Consider the following 20,074-nt stretch of genomic DNA (forward strand, 5'->3'; position numbering starts at 1 on the left):
GAGGAGGCTGAGGCCGGGCCGGCTGCAATTCACTCGGGAGGACGAATATGAAGTCTATTTACAAGCTGATGGCCGGGGCGGCCATCCTCGTTTCCATGCATACGGCGGCCATGGCTGCCGACCTCGTCGTTGGCGTTTCCTGGTCGAACTTCCAGGAAGAGCGTTGGAAGACCGACGAAGCCGCCATCAAGAAGGCACTGGAAGCCAAGGGCGCAAAGTACATTTCCGCTGATGCCCAGTCTTCGGCTGCAAAGCAGCTCACCGACGTCGAGTCGCTGATCTCGCAGGGCGCAAACGCTCTCATCATTCTCGCCCAGGACTCCGACGCCATCGGCCCGGCCGTCGAAAAGGCCGCCAGCGAAGGCATCCCGGTCGTTGGTTACGACCGCCTGATCGAAAACCCGGCTGCCTTCTACATCACCTTCGACAACAAGGAAGTCGGTCGCCTGCAGGCGCAGGAAGTCTTCAAGGCAAAGCCGGAAGGCAACTACGTCTTCATCAAGGGCTCGTCTTCCGACCCGAACGCCGACTTCCTGTTCGCAGGCCAGATGGAAGTCCTCAAGCCTGCCATCGACGCCGGCAAGATCAAGAATGTCGGCGAAGCCTATACCGATGGCTGGCTGCCGCAGAACGCCCAGCGCAACATGGAGCAGTTCCTGACCGCCAACAACAACAAGGTTGACGCTGTCGTTGCTTCGAACGACGGCACCGCCGGTGGCGCCGTCGCCGCTCTCGATGCGCAGGGCATGGCCGGTTCCGTTCCGGTTTCCGGTCAGGACGCCGACAAGGCTGCTCTCAACCGCATCGCTTTGGGCACGCAGACGGTTTCCGTCTGGAAGGACAGCCGTGAACTCGGCAAGCGCGCCGCTGAAATCGCTCTCGATCTCGCCGGCGGCACGACCATGGACAAGGTCGCAGGCGTTCAGACCTTCGAAGGCGGCCCGAAGAAGGTGAAGATGCAGTCCATCTTCCTGACCCCGCTCGCCATCACCAAGGACAACCTGAACGTCGTCATCGACGCTGGCTGGATCTCCAAGGCCGAAGCCTGCCAGGGCGTCAAGGCAGGCACCGTCAAGGCTTGCAACTAACCCTCGCCGGCTGATTTGAAAATACCGGCGCCGCAGCGGCCCTCCGCTGCGGCGCCGGATGCGGATGAAGCCCGCTCAGTGGCGCTTCTCCGTTCTCGCGCGCATCGCGGATGCTTTGATTCCCTGCCAGAATGGTGCCGTTGTGATCGGCTATTTTCGGAAGCGTCCCGGTGGTCACATCAAGAACAGGGCGATCGTCGGCCGGCATTCCATCCGGAAGCGGCCCGCGCCCAAACAAATGGGGGAAACGGCAAACCCATGGCAGACATCACCCAATCGACATCCTCAGGCCCGCGCACGGCAGTTGAAGGCCCCTTCACGCGCTTCCTCAGGGCGACGGAAATAGATACCCGGCTTCTCGGCATGATCGCCGCGCTGCTGGTCATCTGGATCGGCTTCCACTTCTATACCGGCGGCCTGTTCCTCACGCCCCGAAACCTCTGGAACCTCTCGGTCCAGACGACGGAAATCGCGGTGCTGGCGACCGGCATGGTGCTGGTCATCGTCACCCGCAACATCGACCTGTCGATCGGCTCGATCCTTGGCTTCGTCGCCATGATCATGGGCGTGGTCCAAGCGAAGTTCCTGCCGCAATATCTGGGCTTCGACAATTCCTTCACCTGGGTGATCACGCTGATATCAGGCCTCCTCGTCGGCTCGGCCATCGGCCTGCTCCAGGGTGTCATCATCGCCTTCATGGGTGTGCCCTCCTTCATCGTCACGCTGGGCGGCTTCCTCGCCTGGCGCGGCCTTGCCTGGTATGTCACGAGCGGCCAGACCGTCGCGCCGCTGGACACCACCTTCCGCATCATGGGCGGCGGCGCCGAAGGCGCAATCGGTGCCACCTGGAGCTGGATCATCGGCGCGGTCGCCTGCGTGCTGATCGTCGTCTCGATCATCGGCTCGCGCCATCAGCGCCGGCGCTTCAACTTCCCGCGCCGTCCGCTCTGGGCCGAATATGTCCTCGGCGTTCTCGGCTGTGCCCTGGTGCTCGGCGCCATCTGGGTGTCGACGATCTATTACTGGCCGCCGGCAATCGCCAAGCGCTATGCCGAAGCCAACAACATCACCGTGCCGGAAACCGGCCTGATGATCCCCTACGGCATCGCCGTACCCGTGCTGATCGCCGTCCTCGTCGGCATCGTCATGACCTTCATCGCCACCCGCCTGCGCTTCGGCCGCTATGTCTTCGCGATCGGCGGCAACCCGGAAGCGGCCGAACTCGCCGGCATCAAGACCCGCTGGGTCACGGTGCGCATCTTCGCGCTGATGGGCTTCCTCGCAGCCGTCGCCGCCGCGATCTCTACGGCGCGCCTCAACGCCGCCGCCAACTCGCAGGGCACGACCTACGAGCTCTACACGATCGCAGCAGCCGTCATCGGCGGCACGTCTCTGGCAGGCGGCACCGGCACGATTGCCGGCGCCATGCTCGGCGCGCTCGTCATGCAGTCGCTGCAGTCGGGCATGGGTCTCGCCAATGTCGACACACCCATCCAGAACGTCGTCGTCGGCGCGGTGCTCGTCATTGCCGTCTGGCTCGACACTGTCTATCGCTCCCGTGCGAAGTAAGAGGAGTACGAACCATGGCTGAACAACGCACTCCCCTCGTCGAGCTGAAGAATATCTCGATCTCCTTCGGCGGCATTCACGCGGTCGACAATGCCTCGGTCGATCTCTATCCCGGCGAGGTCGTGGCCCTTCTCGGCCATAACGGCGCCGGCAAGTCGACGCTGATCAAGATCCTCTCCGGCGCCTACAAGCGTGATTCGGGCGAGATCCTGATCAATGGCGAACCGGCCGATATCCGCAATCCGCGCGATGCCAAGAAGTTCGGCATCGAGACGATCTACCAGACGCTCGCCGTCGCCGACAATGTCGACGCCGCCGCCAACCTCTATCTCGGCCGCGAGCTGAAGACCCGCTGGGGCACGCTCGACGACGTCGCGATGGAACATTCCGCCCGCGAGGTGATGGGCCGCCTCAACCCCAACTTCAAGCGCTTCAAGGAGCCGGTCAAGGCGCTATCCGGCGGCCAGCGCCAGTCCGTGGCGATCGCCCGTGCCATCCTGTTCAACGCCCGCATCCTCATCATGGACGAGCCGACGGCAGCCCTTGGTCCCCAGGAAACGGCGCAGGTCGGAGAACTCATCAAGCAGCTGAAAAAGGAAGGCATCGGCATCTTCTTGATCAGCCACGACATCCACGACGTCTTCGACCTCGCGGACCGCGTCTCGGTCATGAAAAACGGCCAGGTCGTCGGCCACGCCCGCACCGAGGATGTCACCAAGGACGAAGTCCTCGGCATGATCATCCTCGGCAAGGTGCCGCCCAAGGCCATCCCCGGCCCCGGCGCCATGCAGATGTGATCGATCGATAGCTCGACAAACAAACTCCGCCGCCCGAAGGGGCCGGCGGAGTTTTCATTTCGGCAACAGCGCCCGGCCAATCTCACCTTAAAAGCCAAGCCACAGAAATTCCGTAAACTTCGCGATTGAAGCAGAGCCAAAGCTAGGCTAAGAACCACGACATCGGACGACGAGTCACATCGTCAGGCATGCACCCGTAGCTCAGCTGGATAGAGTGTTGGATTCCGATTCCAAAGGTCACAGGTTCGAATCCTGTCGGGTGCGCCATTTTTAGATGTCCGACCCGGACACATAGGTTACGGTTTCCTGAGACATAGGTAACACCTTTGCGCCGGGTCCGTCACTGTCAGTGCCCAGCTTGTTGACGCCGAGATTGCCGCGTGAGTGTGCAGGCTGCCTGCCACCACGCTTTGAATCGTACCATGCTGCCCTGATTGCGAATTCGGCTTTGCCATCCAGCGGTACATCGGGTTGCGTCGCGCTCATTTTGCCTCATCGAACCCTGCAGACGCCTCGCTCGATCGCTCTCCGGACCGCCGAACTCCTTGCGCAAGCGGCAGTGAGCGGACTGCGTAACACCGCAACGATCGGCGGTCTGCGGATCCAATAGGGCCTTGGTCGCTGAGATGTCCTGAGCCGGAGGGCTCCACCTCCCATGTTTACATGCGACAAATTTAGGGATATTTTATATCCATAATATCTGCTGATTTTATCCACGCCGGAACGCATCAATGATTTTAAAGAGCCAAGTCGAGTGGGTGCTTCATTGCTGCGCCATTCTCGCTGGCCTGCCCGATGGGCGCTATCTGTCGACCAAGGCGCTGGCAGAATTGCACGGGCTTCCGAAGGAATACCTATCCAAGGCACTGCAGAGCCTGTCTCAGGCAGGGCTCGTTCATTCGACCCTCGGCCCATCCGGTGGCTATCGCCTCGCAAGACCGCCGGCGGAATTGACCTTTCTCGATATCGCGGAGGCGGTGGAAGGCAAAGCGCGGACCTTTGTCTGCGCCAACATCCGCGCCAACAACCCCTGCCGCCCGAAGGGCTATTGCGACAGCAGCCCCTGCGCCGTGGCTCGCATCATGTGGGAAGCCGACGAAGCCTGGCGCCAGAAACTGCGCGGCGTCACGCTGGCGGATCTTGGAGAAATACTGTCGCAAGAAACGCCTCCAGCCATCTGGAAGGATACCTTCGAGTGGGTTCTAAAGCGCGCTGGATGAGCGCGCTCCAGTACTCGGAGCGAAAGACCCGCCGCGGGTTGTTGCCGGCACATGCACGAGGCTTTCGGCAGGCACAGCCAGCGAAAGACCGCTTGCCCCGCATTGATCATGGATGAGATCGATGATCTCGTTCCTGGCTGACATTCCTATGGCGAGACTGGGGACGCGGAACTGCAACTCCAGTTCGATCGCAATCGCGTCGATGGTCTTCAGGGCGACGGCCGGTGGCGGATCCTTGACAATACGGCTACTAGCCTGAAGCACGGACCGCATGGCTTCCTCGACAAAGCTTGGCCTTTGCCCAGCGGCAAAGCGCACGGTTAACACGATCTGATGCGTCTCGTCGGGGCGGCTGAGGCTGGTCAGGCCTTGCCTCGCCAGCATACTGTTTGGCAGCACGACAATGTTGTTGGCGCCGGTCAGCAGGTTGGTGGAGCGCCAGTTAGTCTCGGTGACACGACCCGCGGTGCCGTCGTTCAATTGGACCCAATCGCCAATGGCATAGGCCTTGCCGAGCGTCAGTGCGATGCCGGAAAAGACGTCGCCGAGCGTGTTCTGTAAAGCCAGACCCAGGATGACGGCAACGATGCCGGAGGTCGTCACCAATGTAGCGATCGGCATACCGAAAACGAAGCCCGTGACCGACAGCGCCATGCCGACATAGACGACGGCTACAGCCATATCCATGATGAGGTGGGCTTCCCGCGGCTTACGATTGAGTCGGACATAGAGATGGAGGAAGCCGATGATCGTCCAAGCGAGATGGGTCCACCAGAGAATTCTGGCCGATTTGGAGAGCAGCGCGACAAAACCCTCCGTGTAGACGTCGTCGGGCTGATGCGGAGCGATGCCCCCCATGTAGAGCACGAGGCTCATGCCGGTGAAGAACAGGATCTGGGCGATCAGGCGTCCTGTCGGACGGTTCCTGCCCTGTGAGTGCCATACGACGATACCGGCAATCCCCAGGATGTTGATCAGAAGGAACGGCAAGAAGTGGTCATCGCCAAACATGGTTAGGAATCACCGATAACGGTTGATCGCATCGAAGAACGGCCGTGCACCGGATCGGGCGCCCGGCCTGTTCATCTATTTTTTGATCGGAAACGTCAGTTCCTGCTGGGCAGTATCGACCACGAAGACCGCGAGCAGCTTCGCGGGCTCGGTCTTACTTGCATTCTCACTGACGCCGTGGCGATCGCCCGGCAGTTCCGAAAAGCTCTCGCCGGCCTTGTAGACCTTCACAGGGCCATCGTTGACCTGACTGCGTATCGCTCCTTCGAGGACTGTCGCGTAGATGAAGGCGGACGATGGGTGTGTGTGGCCCTCGGAGAAGCCGCCCGGACCATATTCGACCAAAACACCTTTCATGCTTTTGCCGGGAACGTTCGGCAACTCGTGCTCGTAGACAAGAGTGACCTTGGCATCTTTTTCGCCGGCATCATTGGCAGCGGCCGTCGCGGACAAGAGAGCAGTCATGGCAAGGGCGAGAATTGGCTTGATCATCTCGAAATTCCTTTTCTTGAGAGTGGGACGGCGCGGAGCATGTGGCGGCGCACCGATATCCGATCATCTGCGGGCAGAGGTTGCGAACCATTGCTCGAAGGTGATGTGGCCGAGGCGCGGATTGTTGTCGGAAACGAGTGAGCCATCCTCCAGCCGGGCGCCGAAATATCGCGCCTCCGTATCCGCCTCGACTTCGCGCCCATCACCCATAGCCTTCAGATAACGGGCAACGAGTTCGTTGAGCCTGACACGTTCCGGACCGGAGATCTCGATGACGCCGTTGATCGGCGCCGCAGTCGCAGCGGCGGCCACGTTGTCGGCGACATCGTCAGAGGCGATCGGCTGCACATAGGCCGGCGATAGACGCACGGTGTTTCCGATCGTGCCGGACTGGGCGATACCGCCGAGGAATTCCATGAACTGCGTCGAGTGGACGATTGTATAGGGAATACCGGCCCCCCGAATGATCTTTTCCTGGGCGACCTTGGCACGCATGTAGCCGCTCTCGGGCAGCCGATCGACGCCGATGATGGAAAGGGCGATATGATGTTTCACGTTGGCGGCCTTTTCCGCCGCCATCAGATTACGACCCGATATCTCGAAAAAATCGAGCACGGCTTTGTCCTCGAAGGAGGGTGAGTTTGCGAGGTCGATGACGACGGAGGCACCAGCAAGCGTCTCGGCGAGACCCTCGCCGGTGATCGTGTTGACGCCGGTGTTCGGGGCGGCGGCAATGACTTCATGGCCTTGCCTGCGAAGGCGCTCGGCCGTCTTTGAACCGATAAGGCCGGTTCCACCGATGATGACAATTTTCATGAATTTCTCCATTTGCGGCTGCTTCGCGCACCGCGTTGTTCATTCGTTGCTGAATGGTTGGTCGAGTGTCTGGCCGGCCCTACTGGCGCCGGGGATCCAATCGGCTGAGCCTGCGCGTGGCCCCGAAGGCTGTGACCGGCTCGCCTCTGGCAATCAGGCGGTTAGTAGTCCCAGAAGACCGGCACCCAACGGAAGTGGTCGCCGTCGGCTGCCACGTGGCCAACCGAGGGGAACGGCATATGAGTGGCCACCAGAAGTTCGCCGGTCTCCGCCAGCTCCCGCAAAAGACGAACGCGGACGAGGGCAGCCTCTTCCGGGTCGTGCTCGAAGCCGTTGAACCAGTCGGGGTGATCGAAGCCGACCGCGAACACCGCATCGCCGGCGAACATCAACCGGTCTTTGCCTGATGCCACGCGGACCACGCTGTGCCCGGGGGTGTGACCGCCGGTTCGGGAGACGACCACCCCCGGCGCCACCTCGTACTGTTCATCGAACAATTGCAGCTGACTCTCGTATACTTTTCTGAACTGCTTGGCGGCCGCTCGAAGCGCGTCCGGGAAGCCGGGCGGCATGGACACGTGAGAGAAATCGGGCGCCTCCCAGAATTTGACCTCGGCCGCCGCCACATGGATCCGCAGGTCTGGACGCAACCGCTCCTTCACTCCGTCGACGAGCAGCCCGCCAACGTGGTCCATATGCATGTGGGTGAGGACCACGTCAGTTACGGATCCAAGATCGATGCCGGCCGCCTCCAGTCGCTTGATCAATTGCCCGGCCCGCGGCAAGTTCAACTCCGGGTCCAATCCCAGGCCGGCGTCGATGAGAATGGTCTGCTCGCCGCTGCGCACCACGACCACGTTCAACGCCCAGTCGAAAGCGTCCGGCGGCAGGAACATGCCGTTCAGCCACGCCGCGCGCTCAGTCGGGTCGGCATTGTGCCCCAACATCTTGGTTGGGAGCGGTAGCACGCCATCGCTGATCACCAGCACATCGATCTCGCCCACCCGCACCGCATAGCGCGAGGGAACCAACTCTTCGGAGCGTGACCCGCCGGGGGCCAGGGTGTTGTTTAGGTTCATATCTGTCTCCTGTTTCAAAAGATGCATTCATTCGCGTCCGCCTTTGCGGCGTGCGTCGTCCGATGGTCCATCAGGGGGAAGAGCTAGTTAAGACCGGCCTTGTCGAGGCCGTAGAGCTTGTCGGCCGAGCCAGGCACGGTCTTGAAGGCGATGCTGGCGCGGTTCCAGGCGTTGATGACCATGATCGAAAAGGTCAGGTCTGAAATTTCCTTCTCGGAAAACTGGCCGCGCACACGCTCGTAGAGCTCATCCGGAATGCCGCCTTCCGGCAGCTTCGTCACAGCTTCGGTCCAGGCGAGGGCCGCGCGTTCACGTGGGATGAAAAGGTTCGATTCACGCCAGATGGCAACGTGATAGAGCCTGAGTTCGGTCTCGCCATGGATCTTGGCTTCCTTGACATGCATGTCCAGGCAGAAGGCGCAGCCGTTCATCTGCGATGCGCGGATTTGCACGAGATCTTCGATCTTCTGCTCAATGGCGCTGTCCTTCAGGGCCATGCTGAGGTCCGAAAGCTTCTTCAGGAGCTCCGGCGATTTCTGGGCGTAGTTCAGACGCAGGGTCATGGTCTCTCTCCAATTAAGGATATTTGACATCCTTAAGGATAAATAATATCTGTAATGCATCGGGCGTAAAGACCTTTCGACCCAAGTGTTATGTCGAGAACGAAGGGGACGGTTATGGACATCGTTTGCGCGTTACGAACATTCCTGCGGGTTGCCGAGGCGGGCTCGTTTTCAGCGGCCGCAATCGATCTCAAGCTGACGCAGCCCGCGGTTTCCCGGCAGGTTTCGGCGCTGGAGGCCCAGCTCGACACACGTCTTCTGCATCGCTCGACCACGGCATTGGCACTCACGTCCGAAGGCGAACGGATGATCCCGATGGCGCTCAGGGTTATCGAAGCGGTTGAAGCACTCGGCGAGTCTGCCGGTCCGGAGGGAACCGCATCTGGCAGGGTACGCCTCTCCCTGCCGGCACCGTTGGGGCTTTACATGAGCGACCGGTTCGCAACTCTTCTCGACCGCCACCCGGAACTTTTCGTTGAACTGTTGTTTCGCGAAGAGCCATCCGATCTGATTGGAGAAGGCATCGACCTCGAAGTGCGCCTCGGCGCTGTTGCCGATTCCAGCCTGATATGCCGCAGGATCGGCTGGACGACGGCCTTTCTCGTCGCATCTCCAAGCTATCTGGAAAAACGAAGTATGCCGAGAATCCTCGAGGATCTGAGCCGCCATGACTGTATCTGCTATAGCCGCGGCGGCAGCGGTCGTTCCTGGCAGTTTTCCAACGGGGCCGATGAAGTCGCGGTGCGGATCGCGCCGCGTCTCGTCTTGGATAATGCCGTTGCCGTGCACCGCGCCGTGCTTGCCGGAGCCGGCATCGCGATCCTCACCCACATTCTGGCGGCACCCGATATCGGCGCCGGGCGATTGATCAATCTGGTGCCCGACTTCCTGCCGGCACGCCTGCCGATCAACCTGGTCTACTCCTCGCGGCGCAACATGCCGCTTCGTGTAAGAACCATCATCGAATATCTCGTTGCGGCGATGCGGGAAGATCCGTTTATGGCTTCATCATCCGCTTCGGGACCAGATGAATCCTGCCTTGCGGGGAAAGCATAAGACGCTGACGATCCGGCGGATCAACGGTGCATCAGGCTGCGCTGTGATGTTACGTTATTCTGATACCCAGTTCAGTCATCTGTACAATAAGGAGGGCCCCGGAGAGCTATGGAGGAGATACCTAAATGCAAAGCCCCCCTTCGCTGCAGCCAAGGCTGGGATTGCTGAACTGTCCTTCTCCTGACCAGCCCAGGCCTGACGAGCCATGCAGAACCTGTCGCGCCCAAGGTCAGCTCCAGACGGGTCACCGCCCGTTGCCGGCCTTACTTTCGTGAGAATGCCGCTCAGGCCACTTTACTATGCCGGAGCTCAATACCGGCAGGACAACGCGTTGGTCGGCCTGAAGCCTTGGCTGCACGCCGGGTTCCTCGAATGCCCGGGCTGATACTGGAAATCGGCGCTATTCGAGCTTCGGTGCGTTGTGCACGATGAAGCCAGGATTTCCAATCCGATAACCAGGCCAGCGATCATAAGTGTCCGAACTCCGCTCATCACGGTCACCCTGCAGCAATGGCTCGAAACATAGAATTCATGGCGTACTCTGCAGTGTCAACGGAGAGCGAGGAGCCGGACGATCACAAACCGAACGGAAGACGACTGGCGCGGAGCGATTGATGCAGGCGGACCGCACAGCCGACTTTAGTGGGGGTTAGGGCTCAATCAGTCCCCCACCTCCCCTGGCACACCCCTTGCATCGTTAACATCAAGCCATCCCATCTGGAGTATTGTGTCATGGAATGGGACACCCCAATCGAATTCGATCCTGTGATCCTGATGTTTCACGATCCGGATAGGCTCCTGTCCGTCCGCACGGCGATTGGAGCGGCCAATGCGCTCATGAAGGATTTCCCCTCAGATGACGGGGAGGAATTTCTTGCGGCGATCAAGGTCTGTCTTGATGTCGTGCAGGGCACCGCTGAACCCTGGGAATTGAGAGCGGCGATCATTCGCGCTGCTGCCGAGGCCGGGATTACTGCCATCGCCGTGCTTCACTGAGCAGTCTGTTCCTGGCCGAACAGGCAGGCTCGGCCAGTGCGAGGAGCCGGCCTTTGCTGCCCTCTGCGCCTGAGATCGTCGGAAAGTTGTATGCTATCACCATTTCTACGCAAACTGGCGTCACGTTCTTTTCACGCGACAGTCATAGCTCGTCGTGATTTTTTCTATCGCCTGATGCGTGTCGGTGGACCCGAGCAGGGGGGCTCGCCTTTGTATAGAGTAGCCGCGAGCCCCGAACCAACCGAGCGCTAAACCGCCCCTTGCCGGCCTTGCTTTCAAGGGAATGCGGCGATCTCCACTTGTGTAATCACCGTATTTGCCGGCGTAATGCGGTTCATGCAATCAATTCAGCATCTTAGCGGAAAATTACCGAACTACGAGATTACGGCGCATGTCCACTTCTCATGAAGATTTGAAACGGCGATCGGGTCATTCTGCCCCGAAGGGCGGCGCTTCACTCGCAGAGCGCTTTAGAAACTCGCGTCCCGTCTTCGCCGGCCGTGCTCAAACTCGATGCGGCCACCGCCCCATCTCGCCCAGGGCTGAGCGTCTTTCGCGGCGACGGCGGCGTGACGGCCGAACTTTGTAAGAGGTCGTATTTTCCTGTAAACTTTGTAAGCGCGTTTCATGAAAAGAATCAAATGCTTAATCATCGCGCTTACAGACTTACGAAATTACAGCCTGTTTCCACTCTCACGAGAATGCCCCTGCAAGACAATTTCTCTCACCTGAGTTTGCCATTCTCTCCGTAAATCTGTAAGCGGGGCAATAAATATCTGAAAGCATTACGGAAATTCGCTTACAAAGTTCATGTAAGCAGTCGTAAGCGCAGTAAGCAATTCTGCAGGTCGGCCTGCAAGGACACCCACACGCTCCAGCTGAATGCTCCATTCCCGCCCTCACGGGCTGGGCTCGAACCCGATGCGTCCATCCATGACCGCCCTCTCTCCACGGCATCGGCACAGGTTCCATTGACCCCTACGGCCCAGCAACCTGCTCCCAGCGCGCCGGGGTTCCGATATGGGTCTTCAATGCCTCCGAGAAGGCCCTGATCTTCGCGGAGGGAACCTGGAGCGCCCGCAGGAGGTAAATGCCGGAGGGATGGTCGTTCCAGGGCTCGCCATCGATGGGCAGCCGCACGAGATCGCCTGACTGCACCGCCGTTCCCGAAACCCAGCTCGGCAGCAAGGCGATGCCGATCCCGGATATGGCTGCGCCGTTCAGTGCCTCGAAGTCGTCGGATCGAAACGCGACCCGCTCGCATGCCGCTCCCGCCGGTCTGCCAAAGATATCCGCCCAGCCAAGCAGATCGTTGCCGTGCAGCTTGTCGAGCAGGCGATGGTGGCGCAGCTCTTCAACGCTCGCCGGCGCCCGGTTGCCGTCGAGATAGGCCGGACTTGCCACCAAGATGCGGTTGAGCGGGGCAAGTTTCGTCGCGATCAGCGAACTGTCCTGCAGCGTCCCCATCCTGATGACGAGGTCGAGCCGCTCCGCGACCGGATCGGCAAGCCGTTCGGTGAGATCCAGTTCGACATGCAGGTCGGGATGCGCACGCGCGAGCGACGCCAGGACCGGGATGACATAGCGTTTACCGAAAGTCGGGAAACACGCGATGCGCAGCGTGCCGCTCACCGCATCGTCAAAGGAGGCCACCTCGGCATGTGTGTCGGCGAGGTCATCGAGCAGACGCCGGGCGCGATCAAAGAGGCGATGGCCGGCATCCGTCACGGCCAGTGCCCGTGTCGAGCGCACCAGCAGCGTGACGCCAAGGTCCCGTTCCAGCGCATCGATCTGCCGAACGATGGCCGAAGGGGTGACTGCACGGCGCCGGGAGGCGGCCGAGAAGCTGCCCGCGCGCACCACGTCGACATAAACGGCAAGATGTTCGGCGAATCGCGGATCCTTCATCTTTGCCTACCGCGCAAAATGGTTTCGAGCATTCAGATCGTTATCATCTGCCGGCATCGGGGCACATTCCTTCTCGTCAACGGGCGTTTCCCGCTCACTCAACAGAAGGAACAATACCATGGTCAAGGTCCTCGATACGATTCTCTCCCAGTCCGCCTATTCCGCGAAAATCGACGTTCCGATCGAGAAGATCGATATTGCGGACTGGCTCTTCAATCTGCCCGAAGCTGAATATCTGCGTTGCTGCCCGCCGGATCATATCGCCGCCGGCGTCACCTGGACCGATGACGGGCGCCGCATGTCGATCAATGTCGAGCAGATCGGTTCCGGCCTCGTCGTCCAGCACTATGTCGCCGAGGTCGCCGAGGCCGCCTATTGCCGAATGAATTCGATCTCGGATGTCTTCACCGCAAACGGCCGCACAAAGGTCAATGTCGTCTGGGAGCTGATCGCCGAGAAAATCGACGACGCCAGCACCCGTTACACCAACCGCGTCACCGCCCATCCAACGGATGCCTTCATGACGTTCATTGAAGAACACACCATCAAATTCGAGGACGCCGCAGCGGCGCGACAGGCAGCGGGTGCAGACCACAACAGCCGCGAGACGCCGCTTTTCGCAGCAAGCATCGCCCGCCGGGCACTGGCGAGGTAAGCGGCGGCAGTAGCAACTCTCCAGGTCGGTCCGCACGGAAAAACCGGCAAAGGCCCGGCGTCTCAGAACAATGCACCCACGCCCTTAGAAGCTCCGTTTCCGCCCTCGCGCGCCGGCCTCGAACTCGATGCGTCCATCCACCCATCTCCCCCAGGGCCTGCCGCTCACGTCGCCGCGAACATAGACGCGCACAGCCTCGCGCCCGCGACTGGATACCGTCGACTGAGGTTCGAACCCCAGCCCGGCAAGCGCCCTCTGCAGGTTGCCGCGCCAGCCGGTGGGAAGGCGGCTGGCATCCTCGCTTCCGCCGGTCAAGAGCTTGCGTATATCCGCGCACGGCACCATCATGTCGCCGTCAGGGATCAGGTCGCGGATGATCTCGTAGGTGGGGCCGAAATCCATCACGGCCTGGTGCAGGGCTTCGAGGTCGGCCTCCAATGCCGGGTCGTCGAGCCATAGCGGCTCGCGCTCGTAGATCGTCATGACTTCGGCCCAGACCTGCGCGCGATCGGCCCGGATTGCCGCCATATCGATCGCCTTGGGCCTGACCGGCCACCAGCGGCGGTTGCCCGCCGTGTCCGTCAGGAATTCGTCGGCATTCGTCGTGGCGTAGAAGGCGAACTGGCGCGGCACGTTGTCGACCCTCTGCTGATACGCCCCGCGCGCGGTATCGACGCGAACCGTGATGAACTTCCTGATCGTCTCGATCTCCCGGGTCGACCGGCCGGCAAGCTCCGCGAGCTCGACGACCCAACGCCCCCTGGTGTTCTCGATCACTTCGCGCGCGCTTTCGCCCACCGTCACGCCGTCGGTCACCCATTCCTCGACCGAAACGAGCGCCCGGCCGAACGACGATTTTCCGAGCCCCTGCCTGCCCTGCAGGGTCAGCACGTGGTCGAACTGGCACCCGGGCTCAAAGACGCGTCTGGCAAGCGCCGAGAGCCATTTGCGCGCGAAGGCGCGATTCAGAGCCGTGTCCTCGGCGCCGAGATAACAGGTCAGGAACGTGTCGACCCGCCGCATTCCGTCCCATGCCGGCAGCGACGACAGCCAGTCTTTCACGGGGTGATAGGGATGCCGGCCGGCGACCTTGTCGATAACGGGATTGATGTTGAAAACCTTCGGCGTCAGGCCGAAGCCTTCCAGCCATTCCACCGCTTCGGCAAGGTCGTTGTTTCCGAGGGAGCGAGGCTTCCAGTCGCCCTTCCGCAAATCCCACGGCGGCCGGCGCAGCAACATCGTCCGGCCGCTGAATTCATCGAGGGCAAGCATTCCGCATGCGTCGGGGTGGCGCTCCAGCATCACGGTCCAGTTGAGTGTGAGGCCCGGAAGGGGATTGCCCTTGTCACTCGTCTTGAACATGGCGAGCCAGTCGCACGGCGGCGCGTGTGCGGTCACAGGTGGCATAAGATTTTCCGCGTGGGATGGGGTGGTGTCCCCAGACCTATTCGGAAACGGTTGAGGTGTTGACATGATCGCCGATGCACTGTGGCGCAGTTTCTGCGACCTTGCGCGGGAAACTGATCTTCTCCTGCGCGACGATTCCAGACGATATCCAGAAACGGCCGATTACTCGGGATAGGCCTCAGCGCCCTCCAGTGCTGCCTTGTGGAAGAGGATGAAAACCAGGGGGTTGCCGGGCTCGGACATTGCGTCGCTGCGCTGGCCCGTTATCTCTCCGGCCACGCCGCTCGTATATTCCGCGACCACTTCGCCGAAGCTGTTGCGCTGGACGGCTACCTTCTGTCCGGGTTAGACCTTGTCGTTGAGCTTGACCAGGTGCTCGACGATCCCGCCCTGGGTAGCCAGGATCGGGAAGGCGCTGTTGCCGGTAAAGACAGTCACGTCCTTGCCTGTCCGGCCCATCGGCCCGGCCACGATGCCGTGATGCTTCAGCACGTTCATCGTGCCTTCCACGAACAGCGAGATCATCTCGAGGTCCAGAACGCGGGCAGCGCCGATCTCCGGCGTGAAGGAGGGGATGCCCACGTCCATGAACGCGTTGTGCAGGACACCGGGATAGACATGGTTGTCGAAAATCTGGCCGACGGGATAGAGCTCCACCATGGCTTTGACCTCGGGCACATCCATGCCGCCGATGTTGAATGCGGTGACTTCGAACCCGGTTGTTCCAGTGTGAAAGTCGATCGCGAAGTCGGCGTTCGGCCGCAGCAGCCGGTTGAACAGCAGCCCGGCATGTCGGCTGGGCGCGGTAAGACCGTTCTCGTTGCCCGGCCATTCCCTGTTCATGTCGATCAGATCGAGGCCCCTGCCCTGATTGGGCCACCTGCGCTGCATGCTTTCGATGGCCAGGCGCGCCACGTCGGTGACCGCCATGACCGTGCCCGACATCTGCGCCGGATCGAGCTGGTTCATCACGGTCTGGACCGTGTGAATGTTGCTCATTTCATCGCCATGCACACCGCTGGTCAGGATGCCGCGCTTGCCCGGCCTTGCCCCCTTGGCGACCGTCACCGATACGTACCAGTATTGCCCTGTCGGCATCTGCGCACCCTGAAAATACAGGAAGTGCTTCTGCCCGGGCTCCAGGTCGTCGACGTCGAGCGCGCTCACGACCTTTTTCCCCTCGATAATATCGCCGGTATAGACCGTTCCCGATGCTGGAGCGGAAGCAGTGTCCTCGGCATCAGCGGCATCAGCGCTGACGGCGAGCGCAGCCGACGCGCCGACCGTTGCCAGTGATGCGATCATGAAATCACGGCGATCGATGCCGTTCTTCGATTTGTCCGACATGATGGAGCCCCTCTGTGATTTGAAAAGTTCAGTTAGAACAATGGCATGTGCATCGATCGCGAAATTCCGCACGACATCAACCCAGGGTATGCTGCTGAAAATTAGGGCACGCTGCCGAGTTCGCAAGTCCAGGCGGATCGGAGCGGTCAGATGGCCACCGCAGAGGCCCATCGGGCCGAGAGTGAACCGGCTTATTCCAAGCCCCCGATATCGTTGAGGCAATTGCGTCAAATAGGTACTCGCCACAGTTGCCGATCCCGATGGTTTGGGGAATATTCGTGCTCTGGCCCTGATGGCCTGCGCCGTGACGGATAAGGGGGACAATGTCATGCCTGTAAAATATCTTTTGGCCGCGGTAACGGTCGCGCTTCTGGCCCTTTCAGGGTGCGCAACCACCGGCACCGGCGGCGACAACACGACCTACGCAACTCCGCTGGGCATTGGTCCCGTTCGCGGGAGCGGCGTTATCGGCGACTATTAGTAGCTGCTGATGTCCATTGAGAGCAGTCACCGCGACAAGGCGAGGCGCTGTTCGGAAGCGGAGCCTGGGATTGCTTTCATGATAGATGACGTAAGCGCGGCGCGCCGCCAGAACATTGCCGGCCTGCGCCGGTTTCTCGATCTTGAGCAGCAGCGCGACTGGATGCGGGGCGAGACGATCCTGCGCGACGCCGAGGAGCGTTCCGAATCCCTGGAATTGCGTCTCAAATACGTCGCCAGGTTCGAAAAGCTGCTGCGCCGGCCGCAGGCGCAACAGGTTCTAGACATTCTCAGGCGCTACGGGAGAGACTGCATCCCGATCCCGCGCCGGACGGAGCGGCACTACTGGTCGGTTTCCTGCCTGCCGTCGACACCCGGCAAGGCGCTCGTTCGCGTCAATGCGAGCTGGATGGAGCTCTTCTCGCTCTATGCTGATGGTGAGGATACCAGCGCCCTGTTCCTGGTGCATCTTTCCGATTTCACCACCGACCGCTCGCTCGATCAGGGCCAGGTCGACGAGGATTTCCTCGAGCGCTGTGTCATGCGGCCGGAAGACGTCAGCTATGTCTTCCCCAGAGGCGAGGACATTTTCGGCGTCAAGGTGCGCAGCTTCGCCTCGATCGGCAAATTTCTGGCGACGCCCCGCGCGCTGCAGGCGATCCGGGCATTCAACCTGACACATATGAACCGCGGCCGGAACGCCTATCAGGCGAGCCACTGCTACAGGCTGGCGGATCACATGCTGGGTGACCGCGAAGGTTGAGCAACGGATCGGAATTGGCGGCGGTGGCCGACACCATACCGATCTCGTTCAGAACCTGGGCAAGCCGGCCTTCGATATCGCTCTGCGCGCCTGGCCCACGCCCGTCACGCGACTGCGTTTGCGCTCAGCTGGCGATCGAAGAGCCCCCGTGCGCCTTCGACCATGATCCGCAGATGCTCGGGATCGCGCACGCCTTGCCGATAAAGCTCCACCAAGATTGCGGCAATCCGCCCGGCCTCTTCCGAGGCCTTGTCGACGCCTGCCTCTTTTACAATGATATCGAAAACAGGCTGACACACCGAAAGATCGTGCGCGTCGAACGGCTGCGGTTTTCGAACATCGATCGTTTTCATGTCGTTCAAAAGCCGGCGCCGTCAGATGGCGCCGGCTCCTCCCTCCCCTCCGGTTAAGCGACGTTCTTCTCGCCTTCGATCATCTGCATCGGCGCCTCGGAACCCTCGGCGGTGCCGATCGCGATCTTGCGCGGTTTCATCGCTTCAGGGATTTCGCGCTTCAGCTCGATCGTCAGAAGGCCGTTCGTCAGCGAAGCGTTCTCGACCCGAACGTGGTCGGCAAGCTCGAAGCGCCGCTCGAAAGAGCGCCCGGCAATGCCGCGATGCAGATAGTCGCCCTGCTTCTCCTCGTTCTTCTCGCCTTTCACGACCAGCACGTTGCGTTCCTGCGTGACATCAAGATCGCCATAGGCAAATCCTGCCACCGCCATCTGGATGCGATAGTCGTTCTCGCCGGACTTGACGATATCGTAGGGCGGCCATGTGTCGATGGCCTGCAGCCGCTGCGGATTGTTCAGAAGGTTGAACACACGGTCGAAGCCGATGCTCGAGCGGTAGAAGGGTGCGAAGTCGAATTCGTTTCTCATGACCAAATCCTCCGTAAAGCGAGTTGGAAAGGAGACGCGTCGGAAACTGCGTCCCCGGCTTCCGGCCCCTTTGGGCTGCCGGCGAATATCGATTTGGTTTGGCTTTTTTTGCCTTTCAAGAGGCTTCGAAAATTTTTTTGAACGTTCGGCAGCGGCCCACTTGAACGCTGAAAAAACCGAAACAATCTCTTATCCGCCTGGAGATTTTCTTCACCTGTCGAAAGTTTTTGGGAGATCGAACATGACTATCGAAGGCAAGACATCGGTCAACTCGGCCAAGACCCTCGATGCCATTTCGGCATCACATATCCTGCGCCCCCATCAGCACTTTTCCCATCCGGACGAAGTCCTCGCTTCGGACAGGATGACGACCGAAGAGAAGCGCGCGATCCTCGCATCGTGGGCGTCCGACCTTCACGCGGTCGAATCCTGTCCCGAGCTTCGCCACCCTCCCGGTGTCCCCTGCTCCATGCGCTGCCGGGACATTCTCGCTGCCCTGAAATCCCTGGATAGGGGCCGGCAGGATTTCACCATGAGAAGGCAGGAGCCAGTCCGCAAGCCAACCGGCACCTTCGGCTAAGGAGAGCGGAATGCGACAGAGAGCGTCCCAGTCTCCGCCCCCTCCGGAAGGCAACCCGATCACCGACAGGCTTGTTCTCGCATCGAGATATCAGGACTGTCTGCGCCGGCTTGCGCGCGCCGCTGACCGGCTGCATCACGCCGATCTCGGTGAGAAGCTGATGGAGATCGCCAGATGCATGGACCGAATGAGTTACGACATCGCGGTCCACGACGCGGGTGTCGAAATCCTCAGACGTGCGGCGCGCCTCATCGGCATCGTGGAAGCATTGGTCGACCGCAAGGCGAAGGCGTCGATCCTGCACTGAGCGCGTGCTCAATGTGACTGAATGAGCGCTTCCGCCGATTCCGTCTAAGCCGGAAGCGCTCAAAAGCGTATCGCGATCTTTCAGATTCGCCTGATACGCTTTAAGCTCTTGTTTTAGCATGTCGTTATCGCAAAACCGCTGCACACTTTTGCGCGACATGCTCTAATGCGCGGTATAGGCCCCATCCACCAGGTAATGGGCGCCAGTAATGAAGCTGGCCTGTTCCGACAGCAGGAAACTGACCAGATTTGCCACTTCATCCGGTGTCCCGCGCCTGCCCATTGGCTGGAGCGCCGCCATGCGGCGCGTGCTCGCCGTTGCGAGATGCTCCGACAGGAGAGGTGTGTCGATCCAGCCGGGGCCGACTGCGTTGACCCGGATGCCGTATCGCGCATATTCCATCGCCGCCACTTTCGTCAGTCCGACGACCCCGTGCTTGGCGGCGGTATAGGCCGCCGCGGTCGGCAGGCCGACGGTGCCGAGCGTCGAGGACATGTTGACGATTGCCCCCCGGCCCCGCTTCAGCATCGCGCCGATCTCGTATTTCACACAATAGAAGACGCTGTTCAGGTTGACGTTCATCACTCTGTGCCAGTCTTCGAGCCGACAATCCGCAACCGGCGCGCGCACCCCATCGATCCCGGCATTGTTGACGGCGAGATCAAGGCTGCCGCATGTCTCGACGGTGAAGTCGACAAGGCTCTGCACGGCTGAGGGCTCGCTCACATCGACGACAAACGGGCGCGCACGTCCCCCCTCCGCCCGAATTGCGTCGGCACTTTCATGCGCGGCTTCGGCATTGATATCGGCAACAATGACCTCGGCCCCTTCGACAGCGAGCTGCCGGGAAACAGCGGCCCCGATTCCCGAACCTGCCCCCGTCACAACTGCGACTTTTCCCTCCAGGCAAAGTTTCATCGTTTCCATCCATTTAAATATGCTAATGTTCAGACCAAACGCATGATTCATGCAAGGGGTTTCATGAGTGAGGGACACGCTATTTCAAGTTGCGCACCTTGTCCGCCCAACACGCACATAATCCGCAAAATTCGAACATCCC

General features: G+C 60.7%; 21 protein-coding genes, 1 tRNA gene and 1 pseudogene. 12 read left to right on the top strand and 11 right to left on the bottom strand.

Annotated elements, in window-relative coordinates; genetic code table 11:
* Window positions 1-47 precede the first annotated feature (47 nt).
* The 5 genes from xylF (at window position 48) to KQ933_RS14330 (ending at window position 4,674) form a co-directional block, all read left to right on the top strand.
* Window positions 48-1,088: a D-xylose ABC transporter substrate-binding protein gene (gene xylF / locus KQ933_RS14310; RefSeq protein WP_216755501.1), complete on the top strand. Its 1,041-nt coding sequence runs from the start codon at window positions 48-50 to the stop codon at window positions 1,086-1,088.
* 258 nt (window positions 1,089-1,346) lie between these two features.
* Window positions 1,347-2,657: a sugar ABC transporter permease gene (locus tag KQ933_RS14315; protein WP_216755502.1), complete on the top strand. Its 1,311-nt coding sequence runs from the start codon at window positions 1,347-1,349 to the stop codon at window positions 2,655-2,657.
* 14 nt (window positions 2,658-2,671) lie between these two features.
* Window positions 2,672-3,454 (top strand): ATP-binding cassette domain-containing protein, encoded by a 783-nt coding sequence (locus tag KQ933_RS14320; protein ID WP_216755503.1) that lies wholly within the window; start codon window positions 2,672-2,674, stop codon window positions 3,452-3,454.
* Between the two features lie 190 nt (window positions 3,455-3,644).
* Window positions 3,645-3,721 (top strand) — tRNA-Arg (locus tag KQ933_RS14325).
* A 464-nt stretch (window positions 3,722-4,185) separates the two neighbouring features.
* A complete protein-coding gene (locus tag KQ933_RS14330; RefSeq protein WP_216755504.1) occupies window positions 4,186-4,674 on the top strand; it encodes an Rrf2 family transcriptional regulator in 489 nt (162 codons plus the stop codon).
* On the opposite strand, the gene KQ933_RS14335 is transcribed toward KQ933_RS14330, so the two are convergent.
* From KQ933_RS14335 to KQ933_RS14355, 5 genes are all read right to left on the bottom strand, one after another.
* Window positions 4,657-5,685 carry a mechanosensitive ion channel family protein gene (locus KQ933_RS14335; protein WP_216755505.1) on the bottom strand — a complete coding sequence of 343 codons (1,029 nt, stop codon included), beginning with the start codon at window positions 5,683-5,685 and terminating at the stop codon, window positions 4,657-4,659. The two genes, KQ933_RS14330 and KQ933_RS14335, sit on opposite strands and share 18 nt — an antisense overlap.
* Window positions 5,686-5,760: 75 nt before the next feature.
* Entirely contained in the window at window positions 5,761-6,177 is a 417-nt protein-coding gene (locus tag KQ933_RS14340) for a cupin domain-containing protein (protein WP_216755506.1), read from the bottom strand.
* 63 nt (window positions 6,178-6,240) lie between these two features.
* Window positions 6,241-6,993, bottom strand: a complete 753-nt coding sequence (locus KQ933_RS14345; RefSeq protein WP_216755507.1) for an SDR family oxidoreductase — start codon at window positions 6,991-6,993, stop codon at window positions 6,241-6,243.
* Window positions 6,994-7,154: 161 nt separating this feature from the next.
* Entirely contained in the window at window positions 7,155-8,099 is a 945-nt protein-coding gene (locus tag KQ933_RS14350; RefSeq protein WP_216755508.1) for an MBL fold metallo-hydrolase, read from the bottom strand.
* Window positions 8,100-8,155: 56 nt separating this feature from the next.
* Complete coding sequence (locus KQ933_RS14355; protein ID WP_183728060.1) at window positions 8,156-8,635, bottom strand: carboxymuconolactone decarboxylase family protein; 480 nt, start codon at window positions 8,633-8,635, stop codon at window positions 8,156-8,158.
* 114 nt (window positions 8,636-8,749) lie between these two features.
* On the opposite strand from KQ933_RS14355, the gene KQ933_RS14360 reads away from it, so the two are divergent.
* Together KQ933_RS14360 and KQ933_RS14365 are read left to right on the top strand one after the other, a co-directional pair.
* Window positions 8,750-9,691 carry a LysR family transcriptional regulator gene (locus KQ933_RS14360; RefSeq protein ID WP_216755509.1) on the top strand — a complete coding sequence of 314 codons (942 nt, stop codon included), beginning with the start codon at window positions 8,750-8,752 and terminating at the stop codon, window positions 9,689-9,691.
* Window positions 9,692-10,423: 732 nt separating this feature from the next.
* Entirely contained in the window at window positions 10,424-10,687 is a 264-nt protein-coding gene (locus KQ933_RS14365; RefSeq protein ID WP_216755510.1) for a DUF982 domain-containing protein, read from the top strand.
* Between the two features lie 978 nt (window positions 10,688-11,665).
* On the opposite strand, the gene KQ933_RS14370 is transcribed toward KQ933_RS14365, so the two are convergent.
* Complete coding sequence (locus tag KQ933_RS14370; RefSeq protein WP_216755511.1) at window positions 11,666-12,595, bottom strand: LysR family transcriptional regulator; 930 nt, start codon at window positions 12,593-12,595, stop codon at window positions 11,666-11,668.
* Between the two features lie 118 nt (window positions 12,596-12,713).
* Between KQ933_RS14370 and KQ933_RS14375 the strand changes: the two genes are divergently transcribed.
* Window positions 12,714-13,250, top strand: coding sequence for a hypothetical protein (locus KQ933_RS14375; RefSeq protein WP_216755512.1), 537 nt, complete (start codon window positions 12,714-12,716; stop codon window positions 13,248-13,250).
* A gap of 84 nt (window positions 13,251-13,334) precedes the next feature.
* On the opposite strand, the gene KQ933_RS14380 is transcribed toward KQ933_RS14375, so the two are convergent.
* Both KQ933_RS14380 and KQ933_RS14385 read right to left on the bottom strand, forming a co-directional pair.
* Complete coding sequence (locus KQ933_RS14380; RefSeq protein WP_216755513.1) at window positions 13,335-14,657, bottom strand: virulence-associated E family protein; 1,323 nt, start codon at window positions 14,655-14,657, stop codon at window positions 13,335-13,337.
* Window positions 14,658-14,819: 162 nt separating this feature from the next.
* Window positions 14,820-16,004 (bottom strand): annotated as a pseudogene (locus KQ933_RS14385) (succinylglutamate desuccinylase/aspartoacylase family protein).
* A gap of 328 nt (window positions 16,005-16,332) precedes the next feature.
* Between KQ933_RS14385 and KQ933_RS14390 the strand changes: the two are divergent.
* Together KQ933_RS14390 and KQ933_RS14395 are read left to right on the top strand one after the other, a co-directional pair.
* Window positions 16,333-16,485 (top strand): hypothetical protein, encoded by a 153-nt coding sequence (locus tag KQ933_RS14390; RefSeq protein WP_216755514.1) that lies wholly within the window; start codon window positions 16,333-16,335, stop codon window positions 16,483-16,485.
* Between the two features lie 78 nt (window positions 16,486-16,563).
* Window positions 16,564-17,247, top strand: coding sequence for a hypothetical protein (locus KQ933_RS14395; protein WP_216755515.1), 684 nt, complete (start codon window positions 16,564-16,566; stop codon window positions 17,245-17,247).
* A gap of 104 nt (window positions 17,248-17,351) precedes the next feature.
* Here the strand turns inward: KQ933_RS14395 and KQ933_RS14400 are convergent, their stop codons facing one another.
* Window positions 17,352-17,600, bottom strand: a complete 249-nt coding sequence (locus tag KQ933_RS14400; RefSeq protein WP_216758915.1) for a hypothetical protein — start codon at window positions 17,598-17,600, stop codon at window positions 17,352-17,354.
* Window positions 17,601-17,653: 53 nt separating this feature from the next.
* Entirely contained in the window at window positions 17,654-18,127 is a 474-nt protein-coding gene (locus KQ933_RS14405; protein WP_216755516.1) for an Hsp20 family protein, read from the bottom strand.
* A gap of 241 nt (window positions 18,128-18,368) precedes the next feature.
* On the opposite strand from KQ933_RS14405, the gene KQ933_RS14410 reads away from it, so the two are divergent.
* Together KQ933_RS14410 and KQ933_RS14415 are read left to right on the top strand one after the other, a co-directional pair.
* Window positions 18,369-18,707, top strand: a complete 339-nt coding sequence (locus KQ933_RS14410) for a hypothetical protein (protein WP_216755517.1) — start codon at window positions 18,369-18,371, stop codon at window positions 18,705-18,707.
* A gap of 10 nt (window positions 18,708-18,717) precedes the next feature.
* Complete coding sequence (locus KQ933_RS14415; RefSeq protein WP_216755518.1) at window positions 18,718-19,014, top strand: hypothetical protein; 297 nt, start codon at window positions 18,718-18,720, stop codon at window positions 19,012-19,014.
* Between the two features lie 162 nt (window positions 19,015-19,176).
* On the opposite strand, the gene KQ933_RS14420 is transcribed toward KQ933_RS14415, so the two are convergent.
* Window positions 19,177-19,932, bottom strand: a complete 756-nt coding sequence (locus tag KQ933_RS14420; RefSeq protein WP_216755519.1) for an SDR family NAD(P)-dependent oxidoreductase — start codon at window positions 19,930-19,932, stop codon at window positions 19,177-19,179.
* Window positions 19,933-20,074 lie beyond the last annotated feature (142 nt).

Source organism: Rhizobium sp. WYJ-E13, from assembly GCF_018987265.1.
GTDB lineage: Bacteria > Pseudomonadota > Alphaproteobacteria > Rhizobiales > Rhizobiaceae > Rhizobium.

Excerpts from the sequence above, each read along its gene's own strand:
- xylF (WP_216755501.1), top strand. The coding sequence starts at position 48 with ATGAAGTCTATTTACAAGCTGATGGCCGGGGCGGCCATCCTCGTTTCC.
- KQ933_RS14315 (WP_216755502.1), top strand. The coding sequence starts at position 1,347 with ATGGCAGACATCACCCAATCGACATCCTCAGGCCCGCGCACGGCAGTT.
- KQ933_RS14320 (WP_216755503.1), top strand. The coding sequence starts at position 2,672 with ATGGCTGAACAACGCACTCCCCTCGTCGAGCTGAAGAATATCTCGATC.
- KQ933_RS14330 (WP_216755504.1), top strand. The coding sequence starts at position 4,186 with ATGATTTTAAAGAGCCAAGTCGAGTGGGTGCTTCATTGCTGCGCCATT.
- KQ933_RS14335 (WP_216755505.1), bottom strand. The coding sequence starts at position 5,685 with ATGTTTGGCGATGACCACTTCTTGCCGTTCCTTCTGATCAACATCCTG.
- KQ933_RS14340 (WP_216755506.1), bottom strand. The coding sequence starts at position 6,177 with ATGATCAAGCCAATTCTCGCCCTTGCCATGACTGCTCTCTTGTCCGCG.
- KQ933_RS14345 (WP_216755507.1), bottom strand. The coding sequence starts at position 6,993 with ATGAAAATTGTCATCATCGGTGGAACCGGCCTTATCGGTTCAAAGACG.
- KQ933_RS14350 (WP_216755508.1), bottom strand. The coding sequence starts at position 8,099 with ATGCATCTTTTGAAACAGGAGACAGATATGAACCTAAACAACACCCTG.
- KQ933_RS14355 (WP_183728060.1), bottom strand. The coding sequence starts at position 8,635 with ATGACCCTGCGTCTGAACTACGCCCAGAAATCGCCGGAGCTCCTGAAG.
- KQ933_RS14360 (WP_216755509.1), top strand. The coding sequence starts at position 8,750 with ATGGACATCGTTTGCGCGTTACGAACATTCCTGCGGGTTGCCGAGGCG.
- KQ933_RS14365 (WP_216755510.1), top strand. The coding sequence starts at position 10,424 with ATGGAATGGGACACCCCAATCGAATTCGATCCTGTGATCCTGATGTTT.
- KQ933_RS14370 (WP_216755511.1), bottom strand. The coding sequence starts at position 12,595 with ATGAAGGATCCGCGATTCGCCGAACATCTTGCCGTTTATGTCGACGTG.
- KQ933_RS14375 (WP_216755512.1), top strand. The coding sequence starts at position 12,714 with ATGGTCAAGGTCCTCGATACGATTCTCTCCCAGTCCGCCTATTCCGCG.
- KQ933_RS14380 (WP_216755513.1), bottom strand. The coding sequence starts at position 14,657 with ATGCCACCTGTGACCGCACACGCGCCGCCGTGCGACTGGCTCGCCATG.
- KQ933_RS14390 (WP_216755514.1), top strand. The coding sequence starts at position 16,333 with ATGCCTGTAAAATATCTTTTGGCCGCGGTAACGGTCGCGCTTCTGGCC.
- KQ933_RS14395 (WP_216755515.1), top strand. The coding sequence starts at position 16,564 with ATGATAGATGACGTAAGCGCGGCGCGCCGCCAGAACATTGCCGGCCTG.
- KQ933_RS14400 (WP_216758915.1), bottom strand. The coding sequence starts at position 17,600 with ATGAAAACGATCGATGTTCGAAAACCGCAGCCGTTCGACGCGCACGAT.
- KQ933_RS14405 (WP_216755516.1), bottom strand. The coding sequence starts at position 18,127 with ATGAGAAACGAATTCGACTTCGCACCCTTCTACCGCTCGAGCATCGGC.
- KQ933_RS14410 (WP_216755517.1), top strand. The coding sequence starts at position 18,369 with ATGACTATCGAAGGCAAGACATCGGTCAACTCGGCCAAGACCCTCGAT.
- KQ933_RS14415 (WP_216755518.1), top strand. The coding sequence starts at position 18,718 with ATGCGACAGAGAGCGTCCCAGTCTCCGCCCCCTCCGGAAGGCAACCCG.
- KQ933_RS14420 (WP_216755519.1), bottom strand. The coding sequence starts at position 19,932 with ATGAAACTTTGCCTGGAGGGAAAAGTCGCAGTTGTGACGGGGGCAGGT.